This is a genomic window from Streptomyces sp. JH14 (genome assembly GCF_029428675.1).
Classification (GTDB): Bacteria; Actinomycetota; Actinomycetes; order Streptomycetales; family Streptomycetaceae; genus Streptomyces.
The window spans coordinates 1,831,086-1,855,475 of the sequence record NZ_JAJNEL010000001.1 but is presented as its reverse complement, the minus strand read 5'-3'; the positions used below and the strand labels follow the sequence as shown (position 1 = coordinate 1,855,475).

Sequence of the window (24,390 nt, the reverse complement as noted above, 5' to 3'; positions counted from 1 at the left end):
CGCGGCATCCATGCTCAGCGGCGCCTCGCCGGCCGCGGCCGATCCGGTGACCGACTGCACCGCGTGGGGCACCACCGAGCTGCAGGGCGGCCAGTACATCTACCAGCAGAACGAGTGGAACTCCGCGGCCCGGCAGTGTGTGGGCGTCGACCCGGAGACCGGTGCCTGGAGCGTCACCGAATCGTCCTTCGCCCTGCCGACCAACGGCGCCCCGGCCACGTACCCGTCCAGCTACAAGGGCTGTCACTGGGGCGCGTGCACCACGGACAGCGGGCTGCCGCTGCGTGTCGATGCGCTCGGCAGCGCACGCACCTCGTGGTCCACCACCCAGGTTGCCTCCGGTGCGTACAACGTCTCGATGGACCTCTGGTTCAACTCGACGCCCGTCACGGACGACCAGCCGGACGGCACCGAGGTGATGATCTGGATGAACCACCGCGGCGGAGTCCAGCCGATCGGTTCCCGCACCGGCACGGTGCAGCTCGACGGCAGGGCGTGGGATGTCTGGACGGGGCCCGGCGCCTCGGGCTGGAAGGTCATCTCGTACGTACTGCAGCAGGGCGCCACCGAGTTCGCCGATCTCGATGTGAAGGGCCTGATCGACGACGCCGTCACCCGCGGCCAGATCAATCCCGCGCACTATCTGATCGACGCCGAGGCCGGGTTCGAGATCTGGCAGGGCGGCCAGGGGCTCGGCACGAGGAGCTTCTCCTTCGAGGCGGGCACGGAGAGCGACGGCGGGGGCGACACCGCGGTCCCGTCGGCGCCGGCGGAGGTCCGGGTCACCGGGACGACCAGCAACACCGCCGCCCTGTCCTGGGCGGCGTCGAGGGACGACACCGGCGTCACGGCGTACGACATCTACCGGGACGGGGCGCGGGTGGGTTCCACGGCCGGTACGTCGTTCACCGACACGGGGCTCTCCGCGTCGACGGCGTACAGCTACACGGTCAGGGCCCGGGATGCGGCGGGGAATGTGTCGGCGGCTTCTGCCGCGGTCTCGGCGACCACGTCCGAGGGTGGTGGAACGGGTACCGGGACGCTCAAGGTCCAGTACAAGAACACTGATTCGTCGGTGACGGACAACCAGATCCGGATGGGTCTGCAGTTGGTCAACACCGGGAGCGCGGCGGTGAACCTGTCCACGGTGAAGGTGCGTTACTGGTTCACCCCGGAGGCGGGTGCGAGCACGTTCGGTACGGCTTGCGACTACGCGGTGCTGGGCTGCGGGACCGTGACGCATGGCGTGACGTCCTCGGGGAGTTCGACCGCGGGGGCCAGTCACTATCTGGAGGTCGGCTTCGGCAGCGGCACTCTGGCGGCGGGTGCCTCGACCGGTGAGATCCAGCTGCGGCTGAACAAGTCGGACTGGTCGAACTTCAACGAGGCCGACGACTACAGCCGCACCACCAACACCGCCTACGCCGACGCGTCGAAGGTCGGCGTGTACGTGAACGGCACCCTCACCTGGGGCACCGCCCCCTGACGCCCCACCGGTCAGGCACCGCACCACCGCACACTCCCGATGGCGGGGCTGTTCACCCCGCTCGTCCCGCCATCGGGGCACCACTCCACCCCTTCACCGGCGGCGCGCTCGCGCCCGGCGCCGAGACCGGTGACATCCAGCTGCGCCTCGACACGACCGACTGGTCGGACTTCAACGAGGCCGACGACTACAGCCGCACCACCGGCACCACGTACACCGACGCCCCACACATCGGGATCCACGTCGGCGGCGACCTGGTGCGGGGCACCGCACCGTGAGTACCGCGGAGCCCGGCAACAACTCTGAACCCGCCCCCGGGGAGTGCCCGGAGGCGTACGCAGGAAAGGAATACGGAGCCGCAATGAGATCACGAAGTTCCACCCGGCACGGGATACGCAGGAAGTTCGCCGCACTCTCCGCCCTGGCGATCGGGGCGGCCCTGGCCGTGGCCGTCCCCACCCCGGCCTCCGCCGCGGCCCGCGTCGACAACCCGTACGCCGGCGCCAAGGCCTATGTGAACCCGCAGTGGTCCGCCAAGGCCGCCGCCGAGCCGGGCGGCAGTGCCATCGCCGACGAACCCTCGTTCGTCTGGATGGACCGCATTGCGGCCATCGAGGGCGCAGGCGACGCGATGAGCCTGCGCGAGCACCTCGACGAGGCGCTCGACCAGGGCGCGAACCTCTTCCAGGTCGTCATCTACGACCTTCCGGGACGCGACTGCGCCGCCCTGGCCTCCAACGGTGAACTCGGTCCCACCGAACTCGACCGGTACAAGACCGAGTACATCAACCCCATTGCCGACATCCTCGACGACCCGGCATACGCGAACCTGCGCATCGTCACCATCATCGAACCGGACTCGCTGCCCAACCTCGTCACCAACGCGGGCGGCACTGCCGGGTCCACCACCCAGTGCGCGACCATGAAGGCGAACGGCAACTACGAGAAGGGCGTGGGCTACGCGCTCCACACCCTGGGGGCCATTCCCAACGTCTACAACTACGTCGACGCCGGTCACCACGGCTGGCTGGGCTGGGACACCAACTTCGTCCCGGCGGCCCAGGAGTTCAAGAAGGCCGCGACCACCGAGGGCGCCACGGTCGCGGACGTCCAGGGGTTCATCGTCAACACGGCCAACTACTCGGCTCTGAAGGAGCCGTACTTCAAGGTCACCGACTCGGTGAACGGTACGACGGTGCGCCAGTCCAAGTGGGTGGACTGGAACTTCTACGTCGACGAACTCTCCTTCGCGCAGGCTCTGCGCACGGAGCTGGTCAACCAGGGCTTCGCCTCGAACATCGGCATGCTCATCGACACCGCCCGCAACGGCTGGGGCGGCTCCGCCCGGCCCACCGCCGCCGGCCCGTCGACGAACGTCGACACCTATGTCAACGGCGGCCGGATCGACCGCCGTATCCACCCTGGGAACTGGTGCAACCAGTCGGGCGCCGGCATCGGTGAGCGGCCCACCAGCGCCCCGGAATCCGGCATCGACGCCTACGTCTGGGCCAAGCCCCCGGGCGAGTCTGACGGCAACAGCGCGCCCGTCGAGAACGACGAGGGCAAGGGCTTCGACCAGATGTGCGACCCGACGTACGGAGGCAACGGGCGCAACGGCAACAACCCGACCGGTGCACTGCCCAACTCGCCGCTGGCCGGCCACTGGTTCTCCGCCCAGTTCCAGGAGCTGGTGCGCAACGCGTACCCGCCCCTCGACGGCAGCAGCGGCGGTGACGACGACACCCAGGCGCCCACCGCGCCGACCGGCCTGACGGTCACGGCCAAGACGAGCGGCAGCGTCTCGCTGTCCTGGACGGCATCCACCGACGACACCGGCGTGACCGCGTACGACGTGTTCCGCGCAGGCGCCCAGGTGGGTTCCACGGCCGGTACGTCGTTCACCGACACGGGGCTCTCTGCGTCGACGGCGTACAGCTACACCGTCAAGGCCCGGGATGCGGCCGGGAATGTTTCGGCGGCTTCCGCGGCGGTCTCGGCGACCACGTCCGAGGATGGTGGAACGGGTACCGGGACGCTCAAGGTCCAGTACAAGAACACGGATTCCTCGGCCACGGACAACCAGATCCGGATGGGTCTGCAGTTGGTCAACACCGGGAGCGGTGCGGTGAACCTGTCCACGGTGAAGGTGCGTTACTGGTTCACTCCGGAGGCCGGTGCGAGCACTTTCACCACGTACTGCGACTACGCGGCGCTGGGTAGCGGCAATGTGACCCACGGGGTGTCGTCCTCGGGGAGTTCGGCTGCCGGGGCCAGTCACTATCTGGAGGTCGGCTTCGGCAGCGGCACCCTGGCGGCGGGTGCCTCGACCGGGGAGATCCAGCTGCGGCTGAACAAGTCGGACTGGTCGAACTTCAACGAGGCCGACGACTACAGCCGCGCCACCAACACCGCCTACGCCGACGCGTCGAAGGTCGGCGTGTACGTCAACGGCACCCTCACCTGGGGCACCGCCCCCTGACCCGGTCCGACCCGCCCGGGCTCACGGTCCTGATGTGACCCGGTCCGCGACCTGAACCGTCGCCCCCGTCGCCGCATGCGTCTCGCGGTGGCGGGGGCGACGGCCGTCGTGGTGCGGCCATGCGGGGAACCTCCGTACTCCGGGAGGCTTCCGACTCTCAGATGACCGGCGGCCGCCCCAGCATCGTCATCCGCCACACCGTGCGCCACCGCATCGGCTGCCGCCGGCCGCAAGGGGTCCGGACCCCTTCGGCGAAGCCGCCGGCCCAGGCGCGCAGACCCGCGGCCGAGCGGGTGCGGGCCACGGTGAGGAGGGCCCAGGTGCCCAGATAGGCCGGGATCAGCGGGAAAGGCAGATTGCGACGGGCCAGCCAGACGCGGTTGCGGGCCGTCATCCGGTAGTAGACCGAGTGCCTGGCCGGGGACGTCTTGGGGTGCTGGAGCAGCAGGTCGGGTTCGTACAGGATCTTCCATCCCGCGTCGAGCGCCCGCCAGGACAGGTCCGTCTCCTCGTGCGTGAAGAAGAACTCCGCAGGCCAGGGGCCGGTTTCGGCGAGCATGTCCATGGAGAACGCGTGCCCGCCGCCGAGGAACGCCGTGACCGGGCCGCGCCGCATCGGGTCGGTGGCGCGCAGCCGGGGGACATGGCGGCGCTGTGTCTCGCCGTGCTCGTCGGCGATCCGGAACCCGACGATGCCGAGCTGCGGATCGGCGGCGTACATCTCCTGGACCTTGCGCAGCACACCGGTGTCGACGAGGAGACCGTCGTCGTCCAGCTCGACGACGACGTCCACGTCACCGAGTTCCGCGAGCCTGCGGATGGCGACGTTACGTCCTCCGGGGCAGCCGAGGTTCTCGTCGAGCTCGATGGTGGTCACCCCACCGGCCAGCGCGGACATGCCGGGGAGGTCGGTGAAGTCCGGCAGCGGCGTGCCGTTGCCCACGACGACGAGACGGGTCGGCAGCACGTCCTGCATGGCCACCGAGGCCAACAGGGCCTCGACCTGCTGCGGGCGGTCGCCCATGGTCACGATGGATACGCCGATGCGCGGTTCGGACAAGGTCAGCTCCTGAGCTCGCTGCGGTGCCCGTGATCGTAGTCGCTTGCTGTTCAGGTTCCGGTTGCCGCCCTGTCGTGGCGGGGACACGGGTGTTCGGTAGGCGACATCAGTTCGATGCTTCCGCCGCGTACCGCCAGAAGTCCCGCATCGGCGCAGGTGGTGTCGGGCCGGTCATTTCCAGCTGGCTCAGCATGATCGCGACCGTGCCGGTGGACGGGACGAAGTGCGCAGTCGTTCCCGTGCCGCCGATCCAGCCGTAGCGGCCCGGCACGTTCCACGGATCGACGGCCTCGACATCGACGGAGCCGCCGAAGCCCCAGCCCTGGCCCTCGAGGAACAGCCGGCTCGCCTCGCGCTGGCCCGCGGTCAGATGGTCGGTGGTCATCCGGCGCACCGATGCGGGGGACAGCAGCGGACGTCCGCCGGCCGTGCCGTCCGCGAGCATCATGCGGGCGAAGGCCAGCCAGTCGTCGACGGTCGAGACCAGCCCGCCCCCGCCGGACGGGAACGCGGGCATGCCGGTCCACTGGCCGTCGGGGGAGTCCACCAGCCGGATACCGCCGTTCGGGTCGATGCGGTAGAGGCTCGTGAAGCGGCCCAGAGCGGCGGTCGGCACCATGAATCCGGTGTCCTTCATGCCCAGCGGCTCGAACAGCCGCTCGGCCAGGAACTCGGGCAGCGAGCGGCCCGAGACCCGCGCGATCAGTACACCCTGGATGTCCGAGCACGTGTTGTACAGCCAGGCCTCGCCCGGCTGGTTCAGCAGGGGGATGCGGGACAGCTTCGCCATCCACTCGTCGGGCGGCGGAACGTCCGCCGGTTCCGGACCCTGTTTCAGCTCGCTGAACAGCGGTGCGACGCCCGGCAGCGTGAAGTCGGACGGAAAGCCGTACCCGGCACGGAAGGTCAGCAGATCGAACACGGTGAGGGGGCGGGCGGCCGGAACCACGTCGTCGAGCGGAGCGGACGGCGTACGGAGCACCTTCGGCGACGCCAGCTCCGGCAGCCACCGGTCGATCCGGTCGTCCAGAGCGATCCGGCCGTCCTCGACCAGCATCATGACCGCCGCGGCGACCATCGGTTTGGTCATCGAAGCGATACGGAAGATCGAGTCCCGCGCCATTGGGACGGTGCCCTCGGCATCGGCCGAGCCGGTTGCCTGCACCTCCACCCGGTCGCCGCGGGCCACCAGGCCCACTGCTCCCGGCACTGGCCCTTTGCCGATGTGTGCGTGCAGGATCTCGTGCAGGTCGGTCGTCATCGGTCCACCCTCTCGATCGGTGCGGTCAGAAGGAGGACTTCCGCCGCCCCACGGAATCATCGGGCCGAAGCCGCCGATTCCGGCCGTCGGCCCGCCGGAGGATGCCGCCGGGTCCGTACCCGCGGAGGGTGCAGCCGGGCGTGATGTGAAGACCATCCGGTACGGTCCCGGTCTCGGACGGACCGGTTCCGGGTGGTCAGCGGGTGGCGCCGGCCTCGCTCGGTATGTTTTCGAGGGAGTCGAGCAGCCGCTCGCCCCGGTCTTCGGCCATGTCGAGAGTGGCCAGCACGGCGGGCGTCGAGATGCTCGGCAGGAGATAGTGCAGCAGTACGGAGATCCGGCGCCCCAGGTCCTCGCGCCTGCACAGAACCTGGGACATCACCTGAATCCCGGAGAACGAACCCGCCAGCAGCTCGGCGGTCTCGCGGGGTTGGACGTGCGGCAACAGCTCGCCCTGACCCTTCGCGGCGGTCAGCAGATGCTCGAGCCGGTCTATCCAGGCCCGGAACGGGGTGCCCCGGTCGAGACCCTCGACGGCCTGGTCCATCGCCAGACCCACACTGGCCCTGACCAGGGGCTCGTGACGGAGCCGGTAGGCGAGCAACATGCCCTGGTCCACCAGTTCCTGAAGCTTCGTCAGCTGCGGTGGCAACGGAACGCTGTCCAGCTGGACGTCCATCACGCCGAGCGCCAGCTCCTCCTTCGAGTTGAAGTGGAAGTACAGCGCACCCTTGGTCACCCCGGCCCTCGCGAGTATCTCGCTGATCGTCGCGCTGCTGTAGCCGCGTTCGTCGAATACGGCGGCGGCCGCCACCAGGATCGAGTACCGAGTCGCGATCGCGCGCGCCTGCTGTGCCATCAGCTATGTATCTCTCTGGTCATGGCGTGGTCAGCACCACAGGGGTCGGACTGGAAAGGAAAACCGGGCTGTCAGTATCTTACTGCGGGGGTGGTAGGCCTCCCACATGGCTCCTTGGGGGGAACTTCATGGTTCGACTCGCCTCGCGCTCGGCTTCCCTGTCACAGGAAGACATACAGGCCGAACTCGTCCAGCAATTGGTGCACCGGACGGATCCGGAGGATGTCTTTCCGACGGGCTGGACCAGGCAGACCGACACCCAGTTCTCGGTCTCGGCCCGCTGGCCGCGCACGCACCGCTTCTTCGCGCCCGTCCGGGGAGGTCACCAGGATCCGCTGCTGATCGCGGAGACCATGCGGCAGACGACGATGCTGCTGGCCCACGCGGAGTTCGGCGTTCCGGTCGGGGACCAGTTCGTGATGTGGGAGCTGGGGTACGTGGCCTCGCCCGAACGCCTCTGGATGGGGGAGGCGTTCGAGGAGCGCGCGGAACCCTGGGACATCACCGTCGATGTCTCCTGCTCCCGGATCAGGCGCCGCGGCCGGGGGCTCGGCTCCATGGAGCTCGAGCTGCTGGTGCATCGCGGCGGCAGCCGGATCTCGGCCGGCGGAGGACGGATCAGCTGTATGCCCGCCAGGGTGTACCAACGGCTGCGAGGGGACCGGCAGTCCGTGATCGGCGTCCCCGTTCCGCTCCTTCCGGCCGTCGCGCCGCGCACGGCTGGCCGGACCGCGGAGTGTGACGTCGTGCTGTCGCCGACGACCCGCGAGGGCATGTGGGAGCTGCGGCTCGACACCGGGCATCCGACCCTGTTCGGCCGGCCCAACGACCATGTGCCGGGAATCCTGTTGCTGGAGGCGGCCCGGCAGGCCGCCAATGTCATCGATCCCGGTCACGCCTTCCTCCCGACGTCGCTGGAGACCGCCTTCCTCCGATACGTCGAAGTCGACCGCCCGTGCTGGATCGAGGCGCGGACCGTCCGGTCGGACGATCCGTCGATGACCAGGGTGGAGGTCCGGGCCGTCCAGGACGGCGAGCAGGCCTTCATCAGCACGCTCGAATCCCCGGTCCGCGCCGAAGAGAACCAGGGTGGACGGCCGTGACGGCGCCGCGCATCCTCATCACCGGTGCGACCGGCTTCATCGGCAGCCATGTCGTTGCCGTAGCGCGTCACGTCCCCGGGGTCCGCCTGCGCCTGATGACCCACAGGACCGCGCTCAGCGACGCTCCGGGCACCGGTACCGGGATCGGGATCGGTGCCGACGCCGAGACCGTGTCCGGAGACCTGGCCGATCCCGCTTCCCTGCACGGCAGTTGCGACGGAATCGACGCCGTCGTCCACTGTGCCTCGTACATCGGCGGCGACGCGCAGACCGCCACGGCCGTCAACGATCACGGCACCCGCGCTCTGGTCGAGGAGGCCGCCCGCAGCGGGGTGGCCCGGATCGTCTACGTGAGCACGGCGTCCGTCTACGGCCGCGGCCCGTTCACCGGGTTGCGGCCGGGCGGCGCGGAGCTCGCCCCCGTGTCGGCCACCAGCCTGACCCGCGCCGCCGCCGAGCGGCACGTCCTCGCGGCGGGCGGAACCGTACTGCGCCCGCATCTCGTGCACGGCCCGGGGGACCGGTGGGCGGTGCCCGGACTCGTCGCCCTGCTCGGGAAGTTGAGGGCCGGACTGGCCGGGTGCGAGTCGCGGCACTCGCTCATCGACGTGGAGACGCTGGGGAGGGCGCTGCTCGGCGCGGCGCTCTCCCCGAAGGAGCCGACCGGCGTCTACCACGTCAACCACCCGCAGCCGGTGACGGGTTCGGAGCTGCTGACGACCGTCATCGGCGCACTCGGGCTGCCCTGGACGGATACCGGCATCGGGATCGGCGCCGCCCGTGCCCGGCTGGCAGAGGTTCCGTACGCCCTGCACCACCTCGACATGCTCGCGGTGGACCACTGGTTCGCCGACGAGCGGGTCTGGCAGGACGCCGACTGCGAGCCCGGCGCGGATTTCGCCACCACCTTCACCCGGCACGCCTCCTGGTATCGGCAGTTCCTGGGGCAGTAGGCGTCCGCCCGGTCACTCGGCCGTCGGGATCCGCGTCCCCGTCCCGCTCACCCGCACGCGCGCGTCGCCCGGGCGCAGCTCGACCGTGAGCGTGCCGGGGCGGCCCATGTCCTCGCCCTGTCGGAGCGTGACGACCGCGGCGTCCGGGACCAGGGACCGTTCGCGCAGGTACGCCCCGAAGGCGGCGGCTGCCGCGCCCGTCGCCGGGTCCTCGACCACCCCGCCGACCGGGAACGGGTCGCGGACATGGAAGACGGCCTGCGACTCGCGCCACACCAGCTGGACCGTGGTCAGGTCGAGCCGGTGCATCAGCGCTTCGAGCCGTGCGAAGTCGTAGTCGAGGTCGGCCAGCCGCTCCCGGCTTCCGGCGGCCAGCACCAGATGGCGATTGCCCGCATAGGCGATACGGGGCGGCAGAGCCGGGTCCAGGTCGGCGGCCGGCCAGTCCAGGGCGGCCAGCGCCTCGGCCAGGTCGTCCGGGGCGATGTCCGTGACGTGCGGTTCGACGCTCGTCAGAGTGGCACGGAGTTCGGTGCCGTCCCGGGTGACGGTGACAGGCACCGTACCCGCCCGCGTGGTGAGGACCAGCTCGCCCGGGCCGTTGCGTTCGGCGAAGGCGATGGCCGTCGCGACGGTCGCATGCCCGCAGAACGGAACCTCGGCCTTCGGGCTGAAGTAGCGGATCGTGTAGCCACGACCGGCCGATCCGTCCGTCGCGCCCGGCCCGGTCAGGAACGCCGACTCGCTGTAGCCGAGCTCGGCCGCGATGGCGAGCATCGCCGCGTCGTCGAGACCGGAGGCGTCGAGGACGACACCTGCCGGATTGCCGCCCTCGGGGTCGCCGGAGAACGCGGTGTAGCGCAGGACCTCGGCCTCTGAAATCCGGTTCATGTCGCAGCACAACCGGTCCGTGGTCCGGGGCATTCCCGCTCGCGGGACCGGCATCCCGAATCACGGCAACCGGCCCCGGACCAGGGGTGGTTCGATGGGTTCTGCGGGTCGTCAGCCGCGACCCACGTACGGCATCGTCGTCGCCAGGACCGTCGCGAACTGCACGTTCGCCTCCAGCGGCAGCTCCGCCATGTGCAGCACCGTCCGGGCCACGTCCGCCGCCGCCATCACCGGCTCCGCCGCCAGTTCACCGTTGGCCTGGAGGATGCCGGTCTGCATCCGCTCGGTCATCTCCGTCGCCGCGTTGCCGATGTCGATCTGACCGCAGGCGATCCGGTACGGACGGCCGTCCAGCGACAGCGACTTCGTCAGCCCCGTCATGGCGTGCTTTGTCGCCGTGTACGCCACCGAGTGGGGGCGCGGCGCATGGGCGGAGATCGAACCGTTGTTGATGATCCGGCCGCCCTGCGGGTCCTGCCCCTTCATCTGCCGGTACGCGGCCTGCGCACACAGGAACGCCCCTGTGAGGTTCACGTCCACCACGGTCCGCCAGTCGTCGTACGACAGGTCCTCGACCGGGACGGAGCGGGGCCCGAACGTGCCCGCGTTGTTGAACAGCAGGTCGACCCGGCCGGTCCACTCCCTCACGGAGGAGAAGAGCGCGGTCACCTCCTCGGGGCGGGAGACATCGGCGGGGACGGTGATCACCGGGGCGTGCCCGCCGGCCAGTTCCGCGGTCTCGGCGAGCGGTTCGGTGCGGCGGCCCGTGAGCGCCACCGACCAGCCGGCGCCGGTCAGGGCGAGAGCCACCGCGCGGCCGATCCCGGAACCCGCGCCCGTGACGACGGCGGTCCTCGCGTCGGAGTTCAACGGCTTGTTGCTCATGACGCCGCAGCGTATACGCCTCTGCGGCATCAAGGCCCTGGCAGGCCGGCCGGTGATGATCACGACGGCTGCGCCTGCGCGCATTTCGTCCCCCGAGGGTCATTACCGCCGCACTCATCATCCGAGCGACGCCTTGGCGATGCGAACGCGACAGCCGTTCGACGTGCCGGGCCGGTGGACTCTCCCCGTACACCACCAGTCAGGGGAGGGACAGATGACGCACTCATCTCACCACCAGGAGATGCGCGCCGCCGCACAGCACGTCGGCCGCCGCCGCTTTCTCACCGTCACCGGCGCCGCCGCCGCGCTAGCCTTCTCGGTCAACCTGCCAGCCGCGGGCGCCGCGAGCGCCGCCGAGCTGGATGCCGGGACGATCGGCGAGGACCCGTTCACCCTCGGCGTCGCCTCCGGCGACCCGCTGCCCGACTCCGTCCTGCTGTGGACGAGGCTCGCCCCCCGTCCGTACGAGCCGGACAGCGGGCTGCCGAACGCCCGCTTCCAGGTTCGCTGGGAGCTCGCCCGCGACGAGCACTTCTCCCGGATCGTCCGGCGCGGAACGGCCACGGCCCACCCGGAGTTCGACCACAGCGTCCACGTCGAGGTCAAGGGCCTCGACTCCGACCGCGTCCTCTACTACCGGTTCCGTGCCGGGAAGTGGGTCAGCGGGACCGGCCGGACCCGCACCGCCCCCGCCCGTCACGCCGGCAACAGCGCGCTGAGTCTCGCCGCCGTCTCCTGCCAGGCCTACCACGACGGGTACTTCACGGCGTACAAGCACCTCGCCCAGGAGGACGTCGACGTCGTCTTCCACCTCGGGGACTACCTCTACGAGTACGCCGTGACCGCGACCGGCGGCGCCCGCAACTACACCGACCGCACGCTCCCCGCCCACTTCAACCGGGAGACGGTCACGCTGGAGGACTACCGGCTGCGGTACGCCCTCTACAAGTCCGACCCCGACCTGCGCGCCGCGCACGCCGCGCACCCCTTCGTCGTCACCTGGGACGACCACGAGACCGAGAACAACTACGCGGGGGACACCCCGGAGAACGACGTCCCGCCGGAGGAGTTCCTCCTGCGGCGCGCCGCAGCGTACCGCGCGTACTGGGAGAACCAGCCGCTGCGCACCCCGCAGCGGCCGACCGGACCGGACATGAAGCTCTACCGGCGCCTGCAGTTCGGCCGGCTCGCCCAGTTCGACATCCTCGACACCCGCCAGTACCGCAGCGACCAGGCGTACGGGGACGGCTGGCAGAAGCCGGGACCCGAGTCCGAGGACCCGGCGCGCACCCTGACCGGTGCCGCCCAGGAGCGCTGGCTGCTCGACGGCTGGAAGGCCTCACGGGCCACCTGGAACGTCGTGCCGCAACAGGTCACCTTCGCCCAGCGGCGCGATGTGCCGACCGACGCCTTCAAGCTGTCCATGGACGCCTGGGACGGCTACCCGGCCTCCCGCGACCGGATCCTGAAGGGCGCGGAGGCCGCCGGGATCGACAACCTGATGGTGCTGACCGGCGACGTCCACGTCGCCTACGGCTTCGACCTGAAGAAGGACTTCAACGACCCGTCGTCCCGCACGCTCGGCACGGAGATCGTCGCCACGTCGATCTCGAGCGGCAAGGACGGATCCGACAAGCCGGCCAGCTGGAACAACCAGATGCAGGCCAACCCGCACATGAAGTTCTACAACGGCCGGCGTGGATACACCGTCGTCACGCTGGGCCGGAAGGAGGCGCGCGCGGACTACCGCACGGTGCCGGCCGTCACCACGCCCGGCGCGCCCGTCGTGACGGCCGGATCGTTCGTCACCGAGGTGGGCAACCAGGGCCTCACGCCTGCGTAACGGCGGACCGGAGCCCGGTCAGCCGATGTCATCGGCCGGGTAGCGGACGCCGATGCGGTCCCGTACCGCATCGAGCGTCCGCATCACCGCCAGCGAACCGTCCAGCGGCACCAGCGGGGACTCCGTCTCGCCCGCCAGCAGCGCCCGCACCACCTCGGCCTGTTCGAACTGCATCCCGCGCAGCCCGTCGCCGGCGCCCCCTGCGGTGAACTCCTCCGGGTCGTGTCCCTCCCGGTGCAGCACGAACCGCTCCGGGTGGAAGAAGCCGCGCGGGAAGTCGATCCGCCCGCGGGTGCCGGTGACCGAGGCGGTCTGCGGGGTGTCCGCGACGACAGAGCAGCTGAGCAGGGCCGTGGCGCCCGACTCCCAGCCCAGCAGCATGCCGGTGTTCAGATCGACGCCCTCCGGGGAGAGCAGCGCGTCGGCCTGGATGCGGTCCGGCTCACCGAGCAGCAGCTGTGCGAACGAGACCGGGTACACCCCCAGGTCCAGCAGCGCACCGCCGCCCAGCGCCGGGTTCCGCAGCCGGTGGTCCGGGCCGAACGAGCCCGCGAACCCGAAGTCGGCCTGCACGATGCGGATGTCGCCGATGGCGCCGTCGGCGACCAGCGAGGTCATCCGCCGGACGACCGGGTTGCAGTACGTCCACATCGCCTCCATCAGGAAGAGGCCCCGGTCCCGGGCGAGCGCCACGAGTTCCCCGGCCTCGCGGGAATTCAGCGTGAACGCCTTCTCGCACAGCACGTGTTTTCCCGCCTCCAGGCAGAGCGCGGCGGCCTCCCGGTGCGCGGAGTGCGGCGTGGCCACGTACACGACGTCGACCTCGTCGTCGGCGGCGAGCTCGGCCCAGCTGCCGTACGCCTTCGGAATCCCGAACCGTTCGGCGAACGCCTTGGCCGACGTGTCCGTGCGCGAGGCCACGGCCACCACTTCCGCACCGGGCACCGCCTGCAGATCGGCGGTGAAGGTCGCGGCGATGCCACCCGTAGCCAGCACGCCCCAACGCACGGTCCTGCTCATGCCTGCTCCCAAAAAGGTCTCGACCACTCCCGCTGAGCTGAGAGCATAGAGTCAGTTTCAACTATTTGGAGATGAGAATGCCGGAGAGCGGCGTGAGCCGAGCCCTGCACGCACCCCCATCGACCGACAGGACCGGGCTCGGGACCGGAACAGGGCCCGCGACCCGTCCGGCCGTCACCGACGCGGCCCGGCGCACCGGACTCCTCGTCACCCTCGTCCTCGGCGGACTCACCGCGCTCCCGCCGCTCTCCATGGACATGTACCTCCCGGCGCTCCCCGCGGTCACCGACGCCCTGCACGCCCCCGCCGCGACCGTCCAGCTCACCCTCACCGCCTGCCTCGGCGGAATGGCGCTCGGCCAGGTCGTCGTCGGGCCGATGAGCGACCGCTGGGGCAGGCGCCGCCCGCTCCTGCTCGGCATGGTCGTCTACGTACTCGCCACCGCGCTCTGCGTCCTCGCGCCCAGCACGGAACTCCTCATCGGCTTCCGCCTCCTGCAGGGGCTGGCCGGCGCGGCCGGAATCGTCATCGCCCGGGCCGTGGTCCGTGACCTGTACGACGGTGTGGAGATGGCCAGGTTCTTCTCCACCCTGATGCTGATCTCCGGAGTCGCACCGGTCGTCGCGCCGCTGATCGGCGGACAGGTGCTGCGGTTCACGGACTGGCGCGGCATCTTCGCCGTCCTCACCGTCGTCGGCATCCTGCTCACCCTGGTCGTCTGGAAGTGGCTGCACGAGACGCTGGAGCCGGAGGACCGCCACACCGGCGGGGTCGGCGACGCGCTGCGCACCATGCGCGGACTGCTCGGCGACCGGGTCTTCACCGGCTACATGATCGCGGGAAGCCTCGCCTTCGCCGCGCTCTTCGCCTACGTCAGTGCCTCGCCGTTCGTCGTCCAGGAGATCTACGGCGCCTCACCGCAGACCTTCGGCCTGCTCTTCGGCCTCAACTCGATCGGCCTGATCACCGTCGGTCAGATCAACGGCAAGGTGCTGGTCGGCCGGATCAGTCTGGACAAGGCGCTCGGCTGCGGGCTCGGGATCATCGTGCTGGCCGCGACCGCGCTGCTGCTGATGACGTCCGGGGTGTTCGGCGATGTCGGTCTGGTGCCGGTGGCCGCCGGCCTCTTCGTCCTGATGTCGGCGATGGGGCTCGCGATGCCCAATACCAACGCCCAGGCCCTGATGCGTACCAAGCATGCGGCGGGCTCGGCCTCGGCGCTGCTCGGTACGTCGTCGTTCCTGATCGGCGCCGTCGCCTCACCGCTCGTCGGGATCGCGGGGGAGGCGACCGCGGTACCGATGGCGGTCGTCCAGCTGGTGTGCTCGGTGGGCGCGATGGCGTGCTTCCTGGGCTTGTGCCGGCCCTGGCAGCGGGTGTCGTAAGCCTGCGAGCACCGCTCACAGGCAAGGGCGTCGCTCACGCGCGGCACCGCTCAGCGGCGGGAGCACTGCTCACGGACGGGCGCGCGGGTAGCCGAGCAGGTGCAGCCGGTCCAGCTCGTCCGTCCACCGGAACACGCCGACGCCCGCCGCGGCCTCCGAGGCGGGCAGGCGCACATTCGGGGGCAGCGCCTCCGGCAGCCCGCTGGTGACCTCAACCTGGGCCGGCCGGCCGTGGCCGGCCAGGACGTCCGCCGCGTTGCGCGCGGGCGTCGCCCCGTACGCGATGCCCTCGTCCGTCACGGAGACCAGGGTCAGCGGCTTCGAGCCGTCCGTCGCCTCCAGACAGAACCCCTTCTTCGTCTCCAGGTCGAAGGCGAGGTTCCCGGCCACCAGAAACGTCCCCGAGGGCGACATGACCGCCTGCGGGTACTGGCCCGGCTTGATCGCCACCTTGTGGCACTCCACCGTCGCCACCGGCTTTCCCGTCTCCGCGTCGTGCACCGCCCACAGGTCATGGGTCGCTGCCTGCTTCTGGCCCTTCGCGAGCTGCCACTTCGCCAGCACCCAGCCGGGTGCCACGGACGTCGGGATCCCGCTGAAGCGGTCGGTGCCCTTCGGGGCGACGTTCCGGCTGAACCAGCCGCCCTGTACCCAGAACTCCCGTGCCCCGCTGACCAGCAGGCCCTTCCCGGTCAGCCCGAACACCTCGGTGAGCTGCCGGCAGGACGGGCAGCCCTTCGGGTACGTGAGCGCCGACGGGGCGATCTTCGAGATGCGGCCGCTCTCCGGGTCGACCAGCACGCTGTTGGTACGGCCGTCGCTGATCAGAATCGCCGGGCCGGTGGTGTCGACGGTCGGCGCGGAGTTCCACGGCACCTCGATGCGCTGCCGGGAGCCGTCCGTCGCGTTGTACACATCGAGGGAGACGATCGTGTCGGCCGGGGTCAGCGCGTTCACACCGACCTTTCCGTACGCCCACGTGACGAAGTACTCCACGTCGTCCTTGGTGGCCAGAAGCAGTTTCGGGAAGTGTGTCGAGGCCGGTGGCCGCCAGGCCGCGCCCTTCCAGCCGGCCTTCCCGGTCTCCGAGTCGATGGTCTCCAGCCGGTACTGGTTGTCGGAGACCCGCAGCAGGTAGGCGAGGCGCCCCGTCGTCCGGGAGATCGCGTAGTCGGGCGAGGTGTTGATGAGCTCCCAGCCGCGCGTGGTCGTGTACGCGGGGGGAACGGTGAGCTGCGTGGCCGGACCGGTGCCCGTCGCCGCCGGCTTCTTCGGCGTGGTGTCGCCCTTGCCCGCGTCACCCTTGTCCCCGTCGCCCCCGTCGCCCCCGGCGCCGCAGGTGGCCAGCAGGAGCAGCAGGGCGAGCACCAGCACACCCGCGACCAGAGTCAGGCGCACGATCTTCTGTCGCATGGTCCCCTCGATGAGCATTCCCGACCTCACGTGAGCCTCCCCCGACCTCGCGCGGTCAGCGTAGCAACTGGCCAGCGGCGCCGGTCAGTTCGGATCTTCGTCCGTCCGGCGGTGATCCCGGGGCGGGGAACGGGGCGCCGGACGGGCGGCAGCGGGCGGGGAACGGCCACTCGTATCCGCCTACAATTTGTCGGTGAACGTCACCCTCTCCACCGCGGAAGCACTGCGCGCGGCGCTGGCCGGACTCCTCGACGGACTGCCGCCCAAGCAGGCCGCGCAGGCCGTCGACCGGCTCATCGCCAATTACCGGGGGACCACCCCGACCGATGCCCCGGTGCTCCGCGACCGCTCGGACGTCGCCGCGTACGCCGCGTACCGGATGCCCGCGACCTTCGAAGCGGTACGGTCCGCCCTCGCCGCCCTGCGCGAGGCCGCTCCGGAGTGGGTACCCGCCACCCACACCGACATCGGGGGTGGCACCGGCGCGGCGAGCTGGGCCGTCGCCGGGGCCTGGGAGGGGCACCGGACGACCGTCCTGGACTGGGCCGAGCCCGCCCTCGTCCTCGGCCGGGAACTGGCCGGGGCCTCCGGTGTCGAGGCCCTGCGCACCGCCGACTGGCGGCGGGCCAGGATCGGCGCCGGGCTGGAGCTCGCCCCCGCGGACCTGGTGACCGTCAGCTATGTCCTGGGGGAGCTCACGGCGGACGCCCGCACCGGCCTCGTCGACACGGCCGCGGCCGCCGCGCAGGCCGTCGTGATCGTCGAGCCCGGTACCCCGGACGGGTACGCCCGCATCATCGAGGCCCGCGACCGGCTGATCGCCGCCGGGCTCTCGGTCGCCGCACCGTGCCCGCACAGCGAGGCGTGCCCCATCGAGCCGGGTACCGACTGGTGCCACTTCTCGGCCCGAGTCAGCCGCTCCTCGCTGCACCGGCAGGTGAAGGGCGGATCGCTGCCGTACGAAGACGAGAAGTTCAGCTATGTCGTGGCGACCCGCTTCGCCACCGAGCCGGTGACCGCGCGGGTCATCCGCAAGCCGCAGATCCGCAAGGGACAGGTGCTGCTGGACCTGTGCACCCGCGAGGAGGCGCTGCAGCGCACCACGGTCACCAAGCGGCACGGCGAGCTGTACCGGGCCGCCCGGGACATCGCATGGGGCGACGCATGGCCGCCCCCGGGTGACGACTGACGCCAGGGTCCTAGCAGCGCAGCTCCTGGGTGCAGCACTTCACGCTGCCGCCGCCCTTGAGCAGCTCGCTCAGGTCCATCGGGACCGGTTCAAAGCCGCGCGCCCGCAGCGGGTCGAAGAGGCCCGTGGCGCCCTGCGGCACCAGCACATGGAGCCCGTCACTGACCGCGTTCAGCCCGAACGCCGCCGCGTCCGCCCTCTCGGCCGTCAGCGCGTCGGGAAAGAGCCGCCGCAGCACGGAGCGGCTGCCCGGCGAGAAGGCGCCCGGGTAGTACATGATCTCGTCGCCCGCCTCGTCCAGCACACACAGCGCCGTGTCCAGGTGGTAGTAGCGCGGGTCCACCAGATCGAGCCCGATCACCGGCCGCCCGAAGAACTCCTGCGCCTCGTCGTGCGAGAGCGGACTGGACCGGAAACCGCGCCCGGCGAGGAGATACGACGAGGTGACCGCGAAATCGCCCTCACCCTCGTTGATGTGGGCCGGCTCATGGATCTCGGTGAAGCCGTGGTCCCGGAACCAGTCCCGGTGCGCCTCGGCCTCGGCGTACCGCTCCTGGTACGCGAACCGGGCGCCGAGCACCCGGCCGTCGATGACGGTCGCGCCATTGGCGGCGAAGACCATGTCGGGCAGGTCGGGACGGGGGGTGAGCAGCTCGACGGTGTGGCCGAGCGCGCGGTAGCGGTCGCGCAGGTCCTCCCACTGGGCCTGGGCCAGCGGCAGATCGACCGGCTTCGTCGGGTCCATCCACGGGTTGATGGAGTAGGTGACCTTGAAGTGGACCGGTGCGCACATCAGGTAGCGGCGCGGGGTCGCCCTGCGGGGCGATGCGGATGCGGGGGTGGTCGCTTCACGAAGCGATGAGGGTGTGGCTTCACGAGGCAATGGGGGCTCCTCACGGACGGCAGGGGTGGCCTGCGAACAGTCGGGGCTCGCACGGGTGTGTGCGTGAGCTCATGGTGCGCCGTGCGGGGCAACCGCGCAGTGAACCGATCGGGTGGTTCCGCGGGCTGCTCCGTGACGGCTACGGAGAGGCGCCGGGACGGTACGTACCGCCTCGCGCCGCTACCGGCCCCCGCTCACATGCCGCACCTACCATTTACGGACAAATGTCGGCCCTGCGCCCAGTTCAGTGCACCGGTGCCGGCACCCCGCTTCGGAACTCTGGCCACCCGGGGCGCAGGATGGTGGGACCATGGGCAGGGGCAACGCTGAGGTAAGGGGATTGATGGGCGCCGATTTCGGCCGTTCTCGCGGCACAGAGAGCAAGTTTTCCCAATGGCTTCGCCGACGACCCAAATCGCAGCACAGTGAGGTCGACGACACCGCCCGGGAGGCGCTGCTCCTGGCTGTCGCCGAAGCCGGAATGCCCATCGCGCCCGCCGCTCACCCGATCGGTTACCGATGTTCGTGCGAGCGCATCGGCTGTCCCACCCCCGCCCGGCACCCCATTTCGTTCGCCTGGCAGACGCAGTCCACCACCGACCGCGCCCAGATCGAGCGCTGGGCCCGCAGCCAGTCGCAGGCCAACTTCATCACCGCCACCGGCATGATCCACGACGTCCTCGACGTACCGCTGGCCGCGGGCCACCAGGCCCTGGAGCGGCTCCTCGCCGCGGACATCGACGTCGGCCCGGTGGCCGTGTCCGGGGACGACCGGATGCTCTTCTTCACCGCCACCCGGGGCACCCCCGAGGACGAGGACGAGTGGTGGCCCTGCGAGCTGGACTGCCATCCCGAGACCATGGACGAGCATCCGGGACTGCGCTGGCACTGCCGCGGGAGCTACGTACTCCTGCCGCCCGCCATGCTCCCCGGTGAGCTGGACGTGCACTGGGTCCGCGGCCCGGAGAACCCGCTCCCGGACCCGCTGACCCTGCTGGAGACGCTTACCGACGCCTGCGCGCAGTATGCCGACACCGTGGGGCGGAGCGACCTCGACCACGACTCGGTGAGCTGGCCGCTCAGCCGCTGAAGCCCGGGCGGCCCAAGGTTGTCCCGTCGTCCCCGGCGGATCGGCGCGCGGCGCCGGATGCGGGGCATCGCACGGCGCAGGAGCGTCCTCGTACGGGGCGTATTCGGGCGCTCCGCAACGCGGCGTGGTGCCGCACCCGTCGTCGCGCGCCCGCCGGGGACGGCGGGAGAACCTCAGGAACCCTTCGCCGCCGTGAGCCCCGGCAGCCGGTTCAGCATGATCACCTTGCCGTCGTTCCCGGCGCCCTTCTTCGGGACGTACACCAGCTGGCTGGAGACCCGCTCCTTGGTGAGGGTGCTCTTCACCTCGCCGGTCAGCAGCGCCTGCACATCCGCGTTGACCGACGGGCGCAGCCCCTTCGCCGCGGTCTGCTGCTCGAAGTGCTTGCTGCTGAAGAAGACCAGCGCCCCGCCGTCCTCCGTCTCCAGGCCGAGCGGAGCGAACGTACCGCCGCCCAGCGGCTGGTCGATGAACTGGAACGAGAAGCCGGCCCGCCGGGTGTTGCTGCGCTGGTACCGCCAGGCCGAGGTGGCGACGCCGGGAGCGAACACGTCCGGCGTGCCCTTCTGCAGGTACTGGGTGTACTGCGTGCTCAAGTCCTCGGGCGCCACGGCCAGTTCCGCACTGTCCGCGGAGACCGGCCGGGTCCGCCCGTCGCCGTCCTTCGCGAACGCGGGCAGCTGGGCCGGGGCCACGACCGCGAGATACGACGCCTTCCAGACCGCGTCGGGACCGGTCCGGACGAAGGCGATCAGCCAGCTGGTGTCCTGCTTCCCGCTGTCCTGATCGCGGTTGGAGTCGGTTTCCGCGAGGAACCAGCGCGGCCAGCCGGCCTTCTTCGGGATGAGGTACGAGGCGTCGGTCAGCTCCAGCGGCAGGTGGTTCGCGTTGCCGTCGGGGTGGTTCTTCTGCCGTGCCCGCAACCCGGCCTGGTTGATGGCACCGAGCGAACCGGTGACCCGGTCCGCGTCCAGCGCCGGATCGTAGGCCTTGTCCGCCGCGTTGTACGCGGTGGTGAAGTCCGCAAGGGCCTTCGCGGCCTCAGACTTCGTCGCTGCCGGAACGACTTCCAGCTCGCCGTGCACCGTCACGCACCCGCTCGCCGTCATGCTCAGCACTGTCGCTGCCGCGAGCCCCGTCGCCAGCCGAATCGGCCTCAGGCTTCTCATCCGCTTTCTGCGCCTTCTGATCCGTCGCCCCCACTGACCGTCCGAACCCTACCGGGGCGAGGAACAGCGCGAGCGTGGGGATCAGATACAGCGCCCACACCGTGACCTGAAGAACGGTCGGATCGGGCTGGAAGTTGAAGGTGCCCTTCAGCAGCGTGCCGTACCAGCTGTCCGGCGGGATCGTGGCGCTGATGTCGAACGCCCGGTTCTGCAGACCTCCGAGGAACTCGGCCTCCTGCAGGTCGTGCACGCCGTACGCGAGCACACCCGCCGCGACGACCACCAGCATGCCGCCGGTCCAGGTGAAGAACTTCGCCAGGTTGATCTTCAGCGCGCCGCGGTAGAACAGCCAGCCCAGTACCACGGCCGTGACGATGCCGAGCAGCGCACCGATCATCGGATGCCAGCCGTCGTCCGCGGCGTGCACCGCACGCCAGACGAACAGCGAGGTCTCCAGTCCTTCCCGGCCGACGGCGAGGAGCGCCGTCGCGACCAGCGCGCCGGTGCCCATCGCGAGCGCCGCGTCGAGCTTGCCGTGCAGCTCCTTCTTCAGATGCCGCGCGGTGCGCCGCATCCAGAACACCATCCAGGTGACCAGGCCGACGGAGACGATCGACAGCGAACCGCCGAGCGCCTCCTGCGCCTTGAACGTCATCTCCTGCGAGCCGAATTCGAGACCGGCGCCGAAGGCCAGGCTGACGACGACCGCGACGGAGACGCCGACCCAGATGGGCAGCAGCCTGTTCCGGTTGCCGGTCTTCACCAGATAGGCGATCAGGATGCAGACGACCAGGCTGGCTTCGAGGCCTTCGCGCAGGCCGATCAGGAAGTTGCTGAACACGTTTCGGTTCTCCTTTTTCCGCTTCGAGTCCCGTTACGAGAACAGCGCCCGGCCCCACCAGTCGTCCTTGGAGCGGACGCCCGGCGGGACGGCGAAGTGCGCCGAACCCACGTGCTGGATGTACTCGTTGAGTGCGTCGTGTGCCGCGAGCCGGCGCTGCAGCGGAATGAACGCCTTCCGGACATCGCGCTGGTACGCGAGGAAGAACAGCCCCGCGTCGAGCCGGCCCAGGCCGTCGGTGCCGTCGGTGAAGGAGTAGCCGCGGCGCAGGATCGTCGCACCGTCGTTGCTGTCCGGATGGGCGAGGCGCACATGGGCGGTGGGCAGCATGGCCTTCAGGAACGGCTCGTCGCGCTCCTTCGACTTGCCGACCGGGGCGCCCTCGCCCTTGTCCCGGCCGAAGACGTCCTCCTGCTCCTGGAGCCCGGTGCGGTCCCAGGTCTCGATGTGCATGCGGATGCGCCGGGCGACCAGGTACGAACCCCCGGTCATCCAGCCCGCGTCGTCCTTCTCGCCGACCCACACGTGCTTGTCGAGGGCCGCGGTGTCGGTGCCGGCGATGTTCCGGGTGCCGTCCTTGAAGCCCATCATGTTCCGCGGGGTCTGGGCGTCCGGCGTCGTCGACGACGTCTTGCCGAAGCCCAGCTGCGACCAGCGGATCGCCGTGCGGCCCATGCCGATCCTGGCGAGGTTGCGGATGGCGTGCACCGCGACCTGCGGGTCGTCGGCACACGCCTGGATGCACAGGTCGCCGCCGCTGCGGGCCGCGTCGAGATTGTCACCGGGGAACTTCGGCAGATCGACGAGCGCCTCCGGGCGCCGGTTCTCGAGACCGAACCGGCCCTTGGCGAACAGCGAGGGGCCGAAGCCGATGGTGAGGGTGAGCCGGGACGGCTTGAGCCCCAGCGCCTCGCCCGTGTCGTCCGGCGGCGCTTCGGCGAGACCGCCGTACGCCCCGTCTCCGACCGCATGACCGGCCGTCATCCGCTCGGCCGCCCGCGTCCACTCCTTGAGCAGCGCGATCAGTTCGGACCGGTCCTTCGTCGTCACGTCGAAGGCGGCGAAGTGCAGCCTGTCCTGGACGGCGGTGGCGATCCCGGCCTGGTGCACGCCGTGGAACGGCACCGCGGCGCCGCTGTCCGCGGCCGGTACCGCGTCGCTCCCCGTACGCACCGCGGCGACCGCGCCGCCGGCCGCGACCGCGCCGAGCGCCAGCCCGGCACCGCCCCAGCCGAGCAGCGCACGGCGCGACGGGACACGGTCTGCGGCTCCGGCGGCAGCGGGCCCGGCGGTTCCGCCTGCCCCGGCGACGTCCGCCCCGGTGGTGTTCTGGGCTTCCCCGGACATGACCGGCACCTCCCCGTCCATTACTTCGTCACCGCGGCGGCGAGCTGCGACAGCGGCTCGGCCAGCGCGTTGACGGCGTCCGACAGTTCCTTGCGGTCCGCCTTGCCGACCTTGTCGTACGAGGTGAACTCGTACGAGCTCTTGTCCTCGCGGTACTTGTCCAGCAGCGTGTTGAGCGCAGCGAACTGCTTGTCCAGGGTGGCGGTCAGGGCCGCGTCGTTCTTCGAGGCGATCGGCTTCAGCAGCTCGTACGACTGCTGCGCGCCTTCGACATTGGCCTTGAAGTCGATCAGGTCGGTGTGGCTGTAGCGCTCTTCCTCACCGGTGACCTTGCCGGTGGCGACCTCGTCGAGGAGCTCCTTGGCACCGTTGGCCATCGAGGTCGGAGTGATCTCCGCCTTGCCGACCCGCTTCTGCCAGTCGACGAGGTCCTTGTACAGGACCGGGGCGAGGGCCTTCTCCTCGGCGCCGAGCTTCTTGTCCTGCCACAGCGCCTTCTCGAGGCGGTGCCAGCCGGTCCACTTCTGGCCGTCCTCCAGGCCGTCCGCGCGGACGTCGACCTTCGGGTCGATGTCACCGAAGGACTCGGCGACCGGTTCGGTGCGCTCCCAGCCGATGCGGGATTCGGCGTATGCCTTCTTCGCGGCCTCGATGTCACCCGCCGCGACGGCGTCCGTGAAGGCCTTGACCTTCGGCAGCGTCTCGTCGGCCTGCGCCTGCACGTAGGTGCGGTAGCCGGCGACGGCCTTGTCCATCTCGGGGCTGCGCTTGGCCACGGCGCCGCCGGTGACCTCGATGTTCTGCCGGAAGCCGGCGCCCTTCATGCCGGGCTTGCAGACGACGTCGTAGGAACCGGCCTTGACCTCGGCGGTGATGGTGGCCTTGGTGCCGGGGCCGATGTTCTCGCGCTCGGCGACGATGCGGTCGTCCGGGAAGAGGACGTAGACCTCGGTGACCTTGGAGCCCTCGTTCGCCACGGCCAGTTCGATGTGGCCGGCCGGGAGCTTCTTCTTCGACACCGCGCAGGAGTCGTCCTTCGCGCTGACCGTCACCGCGCCGTCGCCTTTGCCGTCGCTCTTCTCGGCGCAGCCCGTGACGGCGGTCAGAGCTGCCACGGTGGCGACAGCGGTGGCGACGGAGAAACGAATGGCTCGCATGCGGGCTCCACAAAGGCTGAAGAGAGAGGAAACAGAGGCCGGACAAGTACAGGTGAGGCGGACCTAACTTAACCGA

The 24,390-nt window shown here is 70.4% G+C and carries 19 protein-coding genes and 2 pseudogenes; 9 read left to right on the top strand and 12 right to left on the bottom strand.

Translation table 11 applies throughout. The features are described 5' to 3' along the window. Positions 1-10 precede the first annotated feature (10 nt). From LRD69_RS08385 to LRD69_RS08375, 3 genes and pseudogenes are all read left to right on the top strand, one after another. Positions 11-700, top strand: a pseudogene (locus LRD69_RS08385) (hypothetical protein); the annotation flags it as partial. A gap of 45 nt (positions 701-745) precedes the next feature. Beyond that, a pseudogene (locus tag LRD69_RS08380) lies at positions 746-1,486 on the top strand (cellulose binding domain-containing protein); the annotation flags it as partial. Between the two features lie 361 nt (positions 1,487-1,847). Next, on the top strand, positions 1,848-3,965 hold the full coding sequence (locus tag LRD69_RS08375; protein ID WP_277325927.1) for a glycoside hydrolase family 6 protein: 2,118 nt from the start codon (positions 1,848-1,850) through the stop codon (positions 3,963-3,965). Between the two features lie 157 nt (positions 3,966-4,122). Here the strand turns inward: LRD69_RS08375 and LRD69_RS08370 are convergent, their stop codons facing one another. The 3 genes from LRD69_RS08370 to LRD69_RS08360 form a co-directional block, all read right to left on the bottom strand. Then, a complete protein-coding gene (locus LRD69_RS08370) occupies positions 4,123-5,025 on the bottom strand; it encodes a glycosyltransferase (RefSeq protein ID WP_277325926.1) in 903 nt (300 codons plus the stop codon). A 106-nt stretch (positions 5,026-5,131) separates the two neighbouring features. Beyond that, the gene (locus LRD69_RS08365; protein WP_277325925.1) at positions 5,132-6,286 is read right to left on the bottom strand and encodes a serine hydrolase domain-containing protein; all 1,155 of its coding nucleotides are present in this window, start codon (positions 6,284-6,286) and stop codon (positions 5,132-5,134) included. 196 nt (positions 6,287-6,482) lie between these two features. Next, entirely contained in the window at positions 6,483-7,145 is a 663-nt protein-coding gene (locus LRD69_RS08360) for a ScbR family autoregulator-binding transcription factor (protein WP_277325924.1), read from the bottom strand. Between the two features lie 128 nt (positions 7,146-7,273). Between LRD69_RS08360 and LRD69_RS08355 the strand changes: the two genes are divergently transcribed. After that, on the top strand, positions 7,274-8,248 hold the full coding sequence (locus LRD69_RS08355; RefSeq protein WP_277325923.1) for a ScbA/BarX family gamma-butyrolactone biosynthesis protein: 975 nt from the start codon (positions 7,274-7,276) through the stop codon (positions 8,246-8,248). After that, a complete protein-coding gene (locus LRD69_RS08350) occupies positions 8,245-9,201 on the top strand; it encodes an NAD-dependent epimerase/dehydratase family protein (protein ID WP_277325922.1) in 957 nt (318 codons plus the stop codon). Before LRD69_RS08355 ends, LRD69_RS08350 begins: the two co-directional genes overlap by 4 nt. A 12-nt stretch (positions 9,202-9,213) precedes the next feature. Here the strand turns inward: LRD69_RS08350 and LRD69_RS08345 are convergent, their stop codons facing one another. Together LRD69_RS08345 and LRD69_RS08340 are read right to left on the bottom strand one after the other, a co-directional pair. Further along, positions 9,214-10,092 carry a PhzF family phenazine biosynthesis isomerase gene (locus tag LRD69_RS08345; protein WP_277325921.1) on the bottom strand — a complete coding sequence of 293 codons (879 nt, stop codon included), beginning with the start codon at positions 10,090-10,092 and terminating at the stop codon, positions 9,214-9,216. A 111-nt stretch (positions 10,093-10,203) separates the two neighbouring features. Further along, entirely contained in the window at positions 10,204-10,977 is a 774-nt protein-coding gene (locus LRD69_RS08340; protein WP_277325920.1) for an SDR family oxidoreductase, read from the bottom strand. 214 nt (positions 10,978-11,191) lie between these two features. Between LRD69_RS08340 and LRD69_RS08335 the strand changes: the two genes are divergently transcribed. Next, the gene (locus tag LRD69_RS08335; RefSeq protein ID WP_277325919.1) at positions 11,192-12,820 is read left to right on the top strand and encodes an alkaline phosphatase D family protein; all 1,629 of its coding nucleotides are present in this window, start codon (positions 11,192-11,194) and stop codon (positions 12,818-12,820) included. An 18-nt stretch (positions 12,821-12,838) separates the two neighbouring features. On the opposite strand, the gene LRD69_RS08330 is transcribed toward LRD69_RS08335, so the two are convergent. Continuing rightward, a complete protein-coding gene (locus LRD69_RS08330) occupies positions 12,839-13,840 on the bottom strand; it encodes a Gfo/Idh/MocA family oxidoreductase (RefSeq protein WP_277325918.1) in 1,002 nt (333 codons plus the stop codon). A gap of 77 nt (positions 13,841-13,917) precedes the next feature. On the opposite strand from LRD69_RS08330, the gene LRD69_RS08325 reads away from it, so the two are divergent. After that, positions 13,918-15,225 carry a multidrug effflux MFS transporter gene (locus LRD69_RS08325; RefSeq protein ID WP_277329666.1) on the top strand — a complete coding sequence of 436 codons (1,308 nt, stop codon included), beginning with the start codon at positions 13,918-13,920 and terminating at the stop codon, positions 15,223-15,225. A 69-nt stretch (positions 15,226-15,294) separates the two neighbouring features. On the opposite strand, the gene LRD69_RS08320 is transcribed toward LRD69_RS08325, so the two are convergent. Next, positions 15,295-16,638 carry a hypothetical protein gene (locus tag LRD69_RS08320; RefSeq protein WP_277325917.1) on the bottom strand — a complete coding sequence of 448 codons (1,344 nt, stop codon included), beginning with the start codon at positions 16,636-16,638 and terminating at the stop codon, positions 15,295-15,297. Positions 16,639-16,831: 193 nt separating this feature from the next. Here LRD69_RS08320 and LRD69_RS08315 point away from each other — a divergent pair, with 193 nt between their 5' ends. After that, a complete protein-coding gene (locus LRD69_RS08315) occupies positions 16,832-17,827 on the top strand; it encodes a small ribosomal subunit Rsm22 family protein (protein ID WP_277325916.1) in 996 nt (331 codons plus the stop codon). A gap of 10 nt (positions 17,828-17,837) precedes the next feature. Here the strand turns inward: LRD69_RS08315 and ddaH are convergent, their stop codons facing one another. Beyond that, complete coding sequence (gene ddaH, locus LRD69_RS08310) at positions 17,838-18,710, bottom strand: dimethylargininase (RefSeq protein WP_346771900.1); 873 nt, start codon at positions 18,708-18,710, stop codon at positions 17,838-17,840. A gap of 343 nt (positions 18,711-19,053) precedes the next feature. Here ddaH and LRD69_RS08305 point away from each other — a divergent pair, with 343 nt between their 5' ends. Next, positions 19,054-19,800 (top strand): bifunctional DNA primase/polymerase, encoded by a 747-nt coding sequence (locus tag LRD69_RS08305; protein WP_277325915.1) that lies wholly within the window; start codon positions 19,054-19,056, stop codon positions 19,798-19,800. Positions 19,801-19,973: 173 nt separating this feature from the next. Here LRD69_RS08305 and LRD69_RS08300 read toward each other — a convergent pair whose 3' ends face one another. From LRD69_RS08300 to efeO, 4 genes are read right to left on the bottom strand one after another with little or no spacing between them, the layout of a single operon-like run. Continuing rightward, positions 19,974-20,909 carry a hypothetical protein gene (locus LRD69_RS08300; RefSeq protein ID WP_277325914.1) on the bottom strand — a complete coding sequence of 312 codons (936 nt, stop codon included), beginning with the start codon at positions 20,907-20,909 and terminating at the stop codon, positions 19,974-19,976. Then, on the bottom strand, positions 20,842-21,810 hold the full coding sequence (efeU, locus tag LRD69_RS08295; RefSeq protein WP_277325913.1) for an iron uptake transporter permease EfeU: 969 nt from the start codon (positions 21,808-21,810) through the stop codon (positions 20,842-20,844). Before efeU ends, LRD69_RS08300 begins: the two co-directional genes overlap by 68 nt. A gap of 33 nt (positions 21,811-21,843) precedes the next feature. Beyond that, a complete protein-coding gene (gene efeB, locus LRD69_RS08290) occupies positions 21,844-23,157 on the bottom strand; it encodes an iron uptake transporter deferrochelatase/peroxidase subunit (protein ID WP_277325912.1) in 1,314 nt (437 codons plus the stop codon). A gap of 20 nt (positions 23,158-23,177) precedes the next feature. Beyond that, positions 23,178-24,314, bottom strand: coding sequence for an iron uptake system protein EfeO (gene efeO, locus LRD69_RS08285; RefSeq protein ID WP_277325911.1), 1,137 nt, complete (start codon positions 24,312-24,314; stop codon positions 23,178-23,180). Positions 24,315-24,390: the final 76 nt, after the last annotated feature.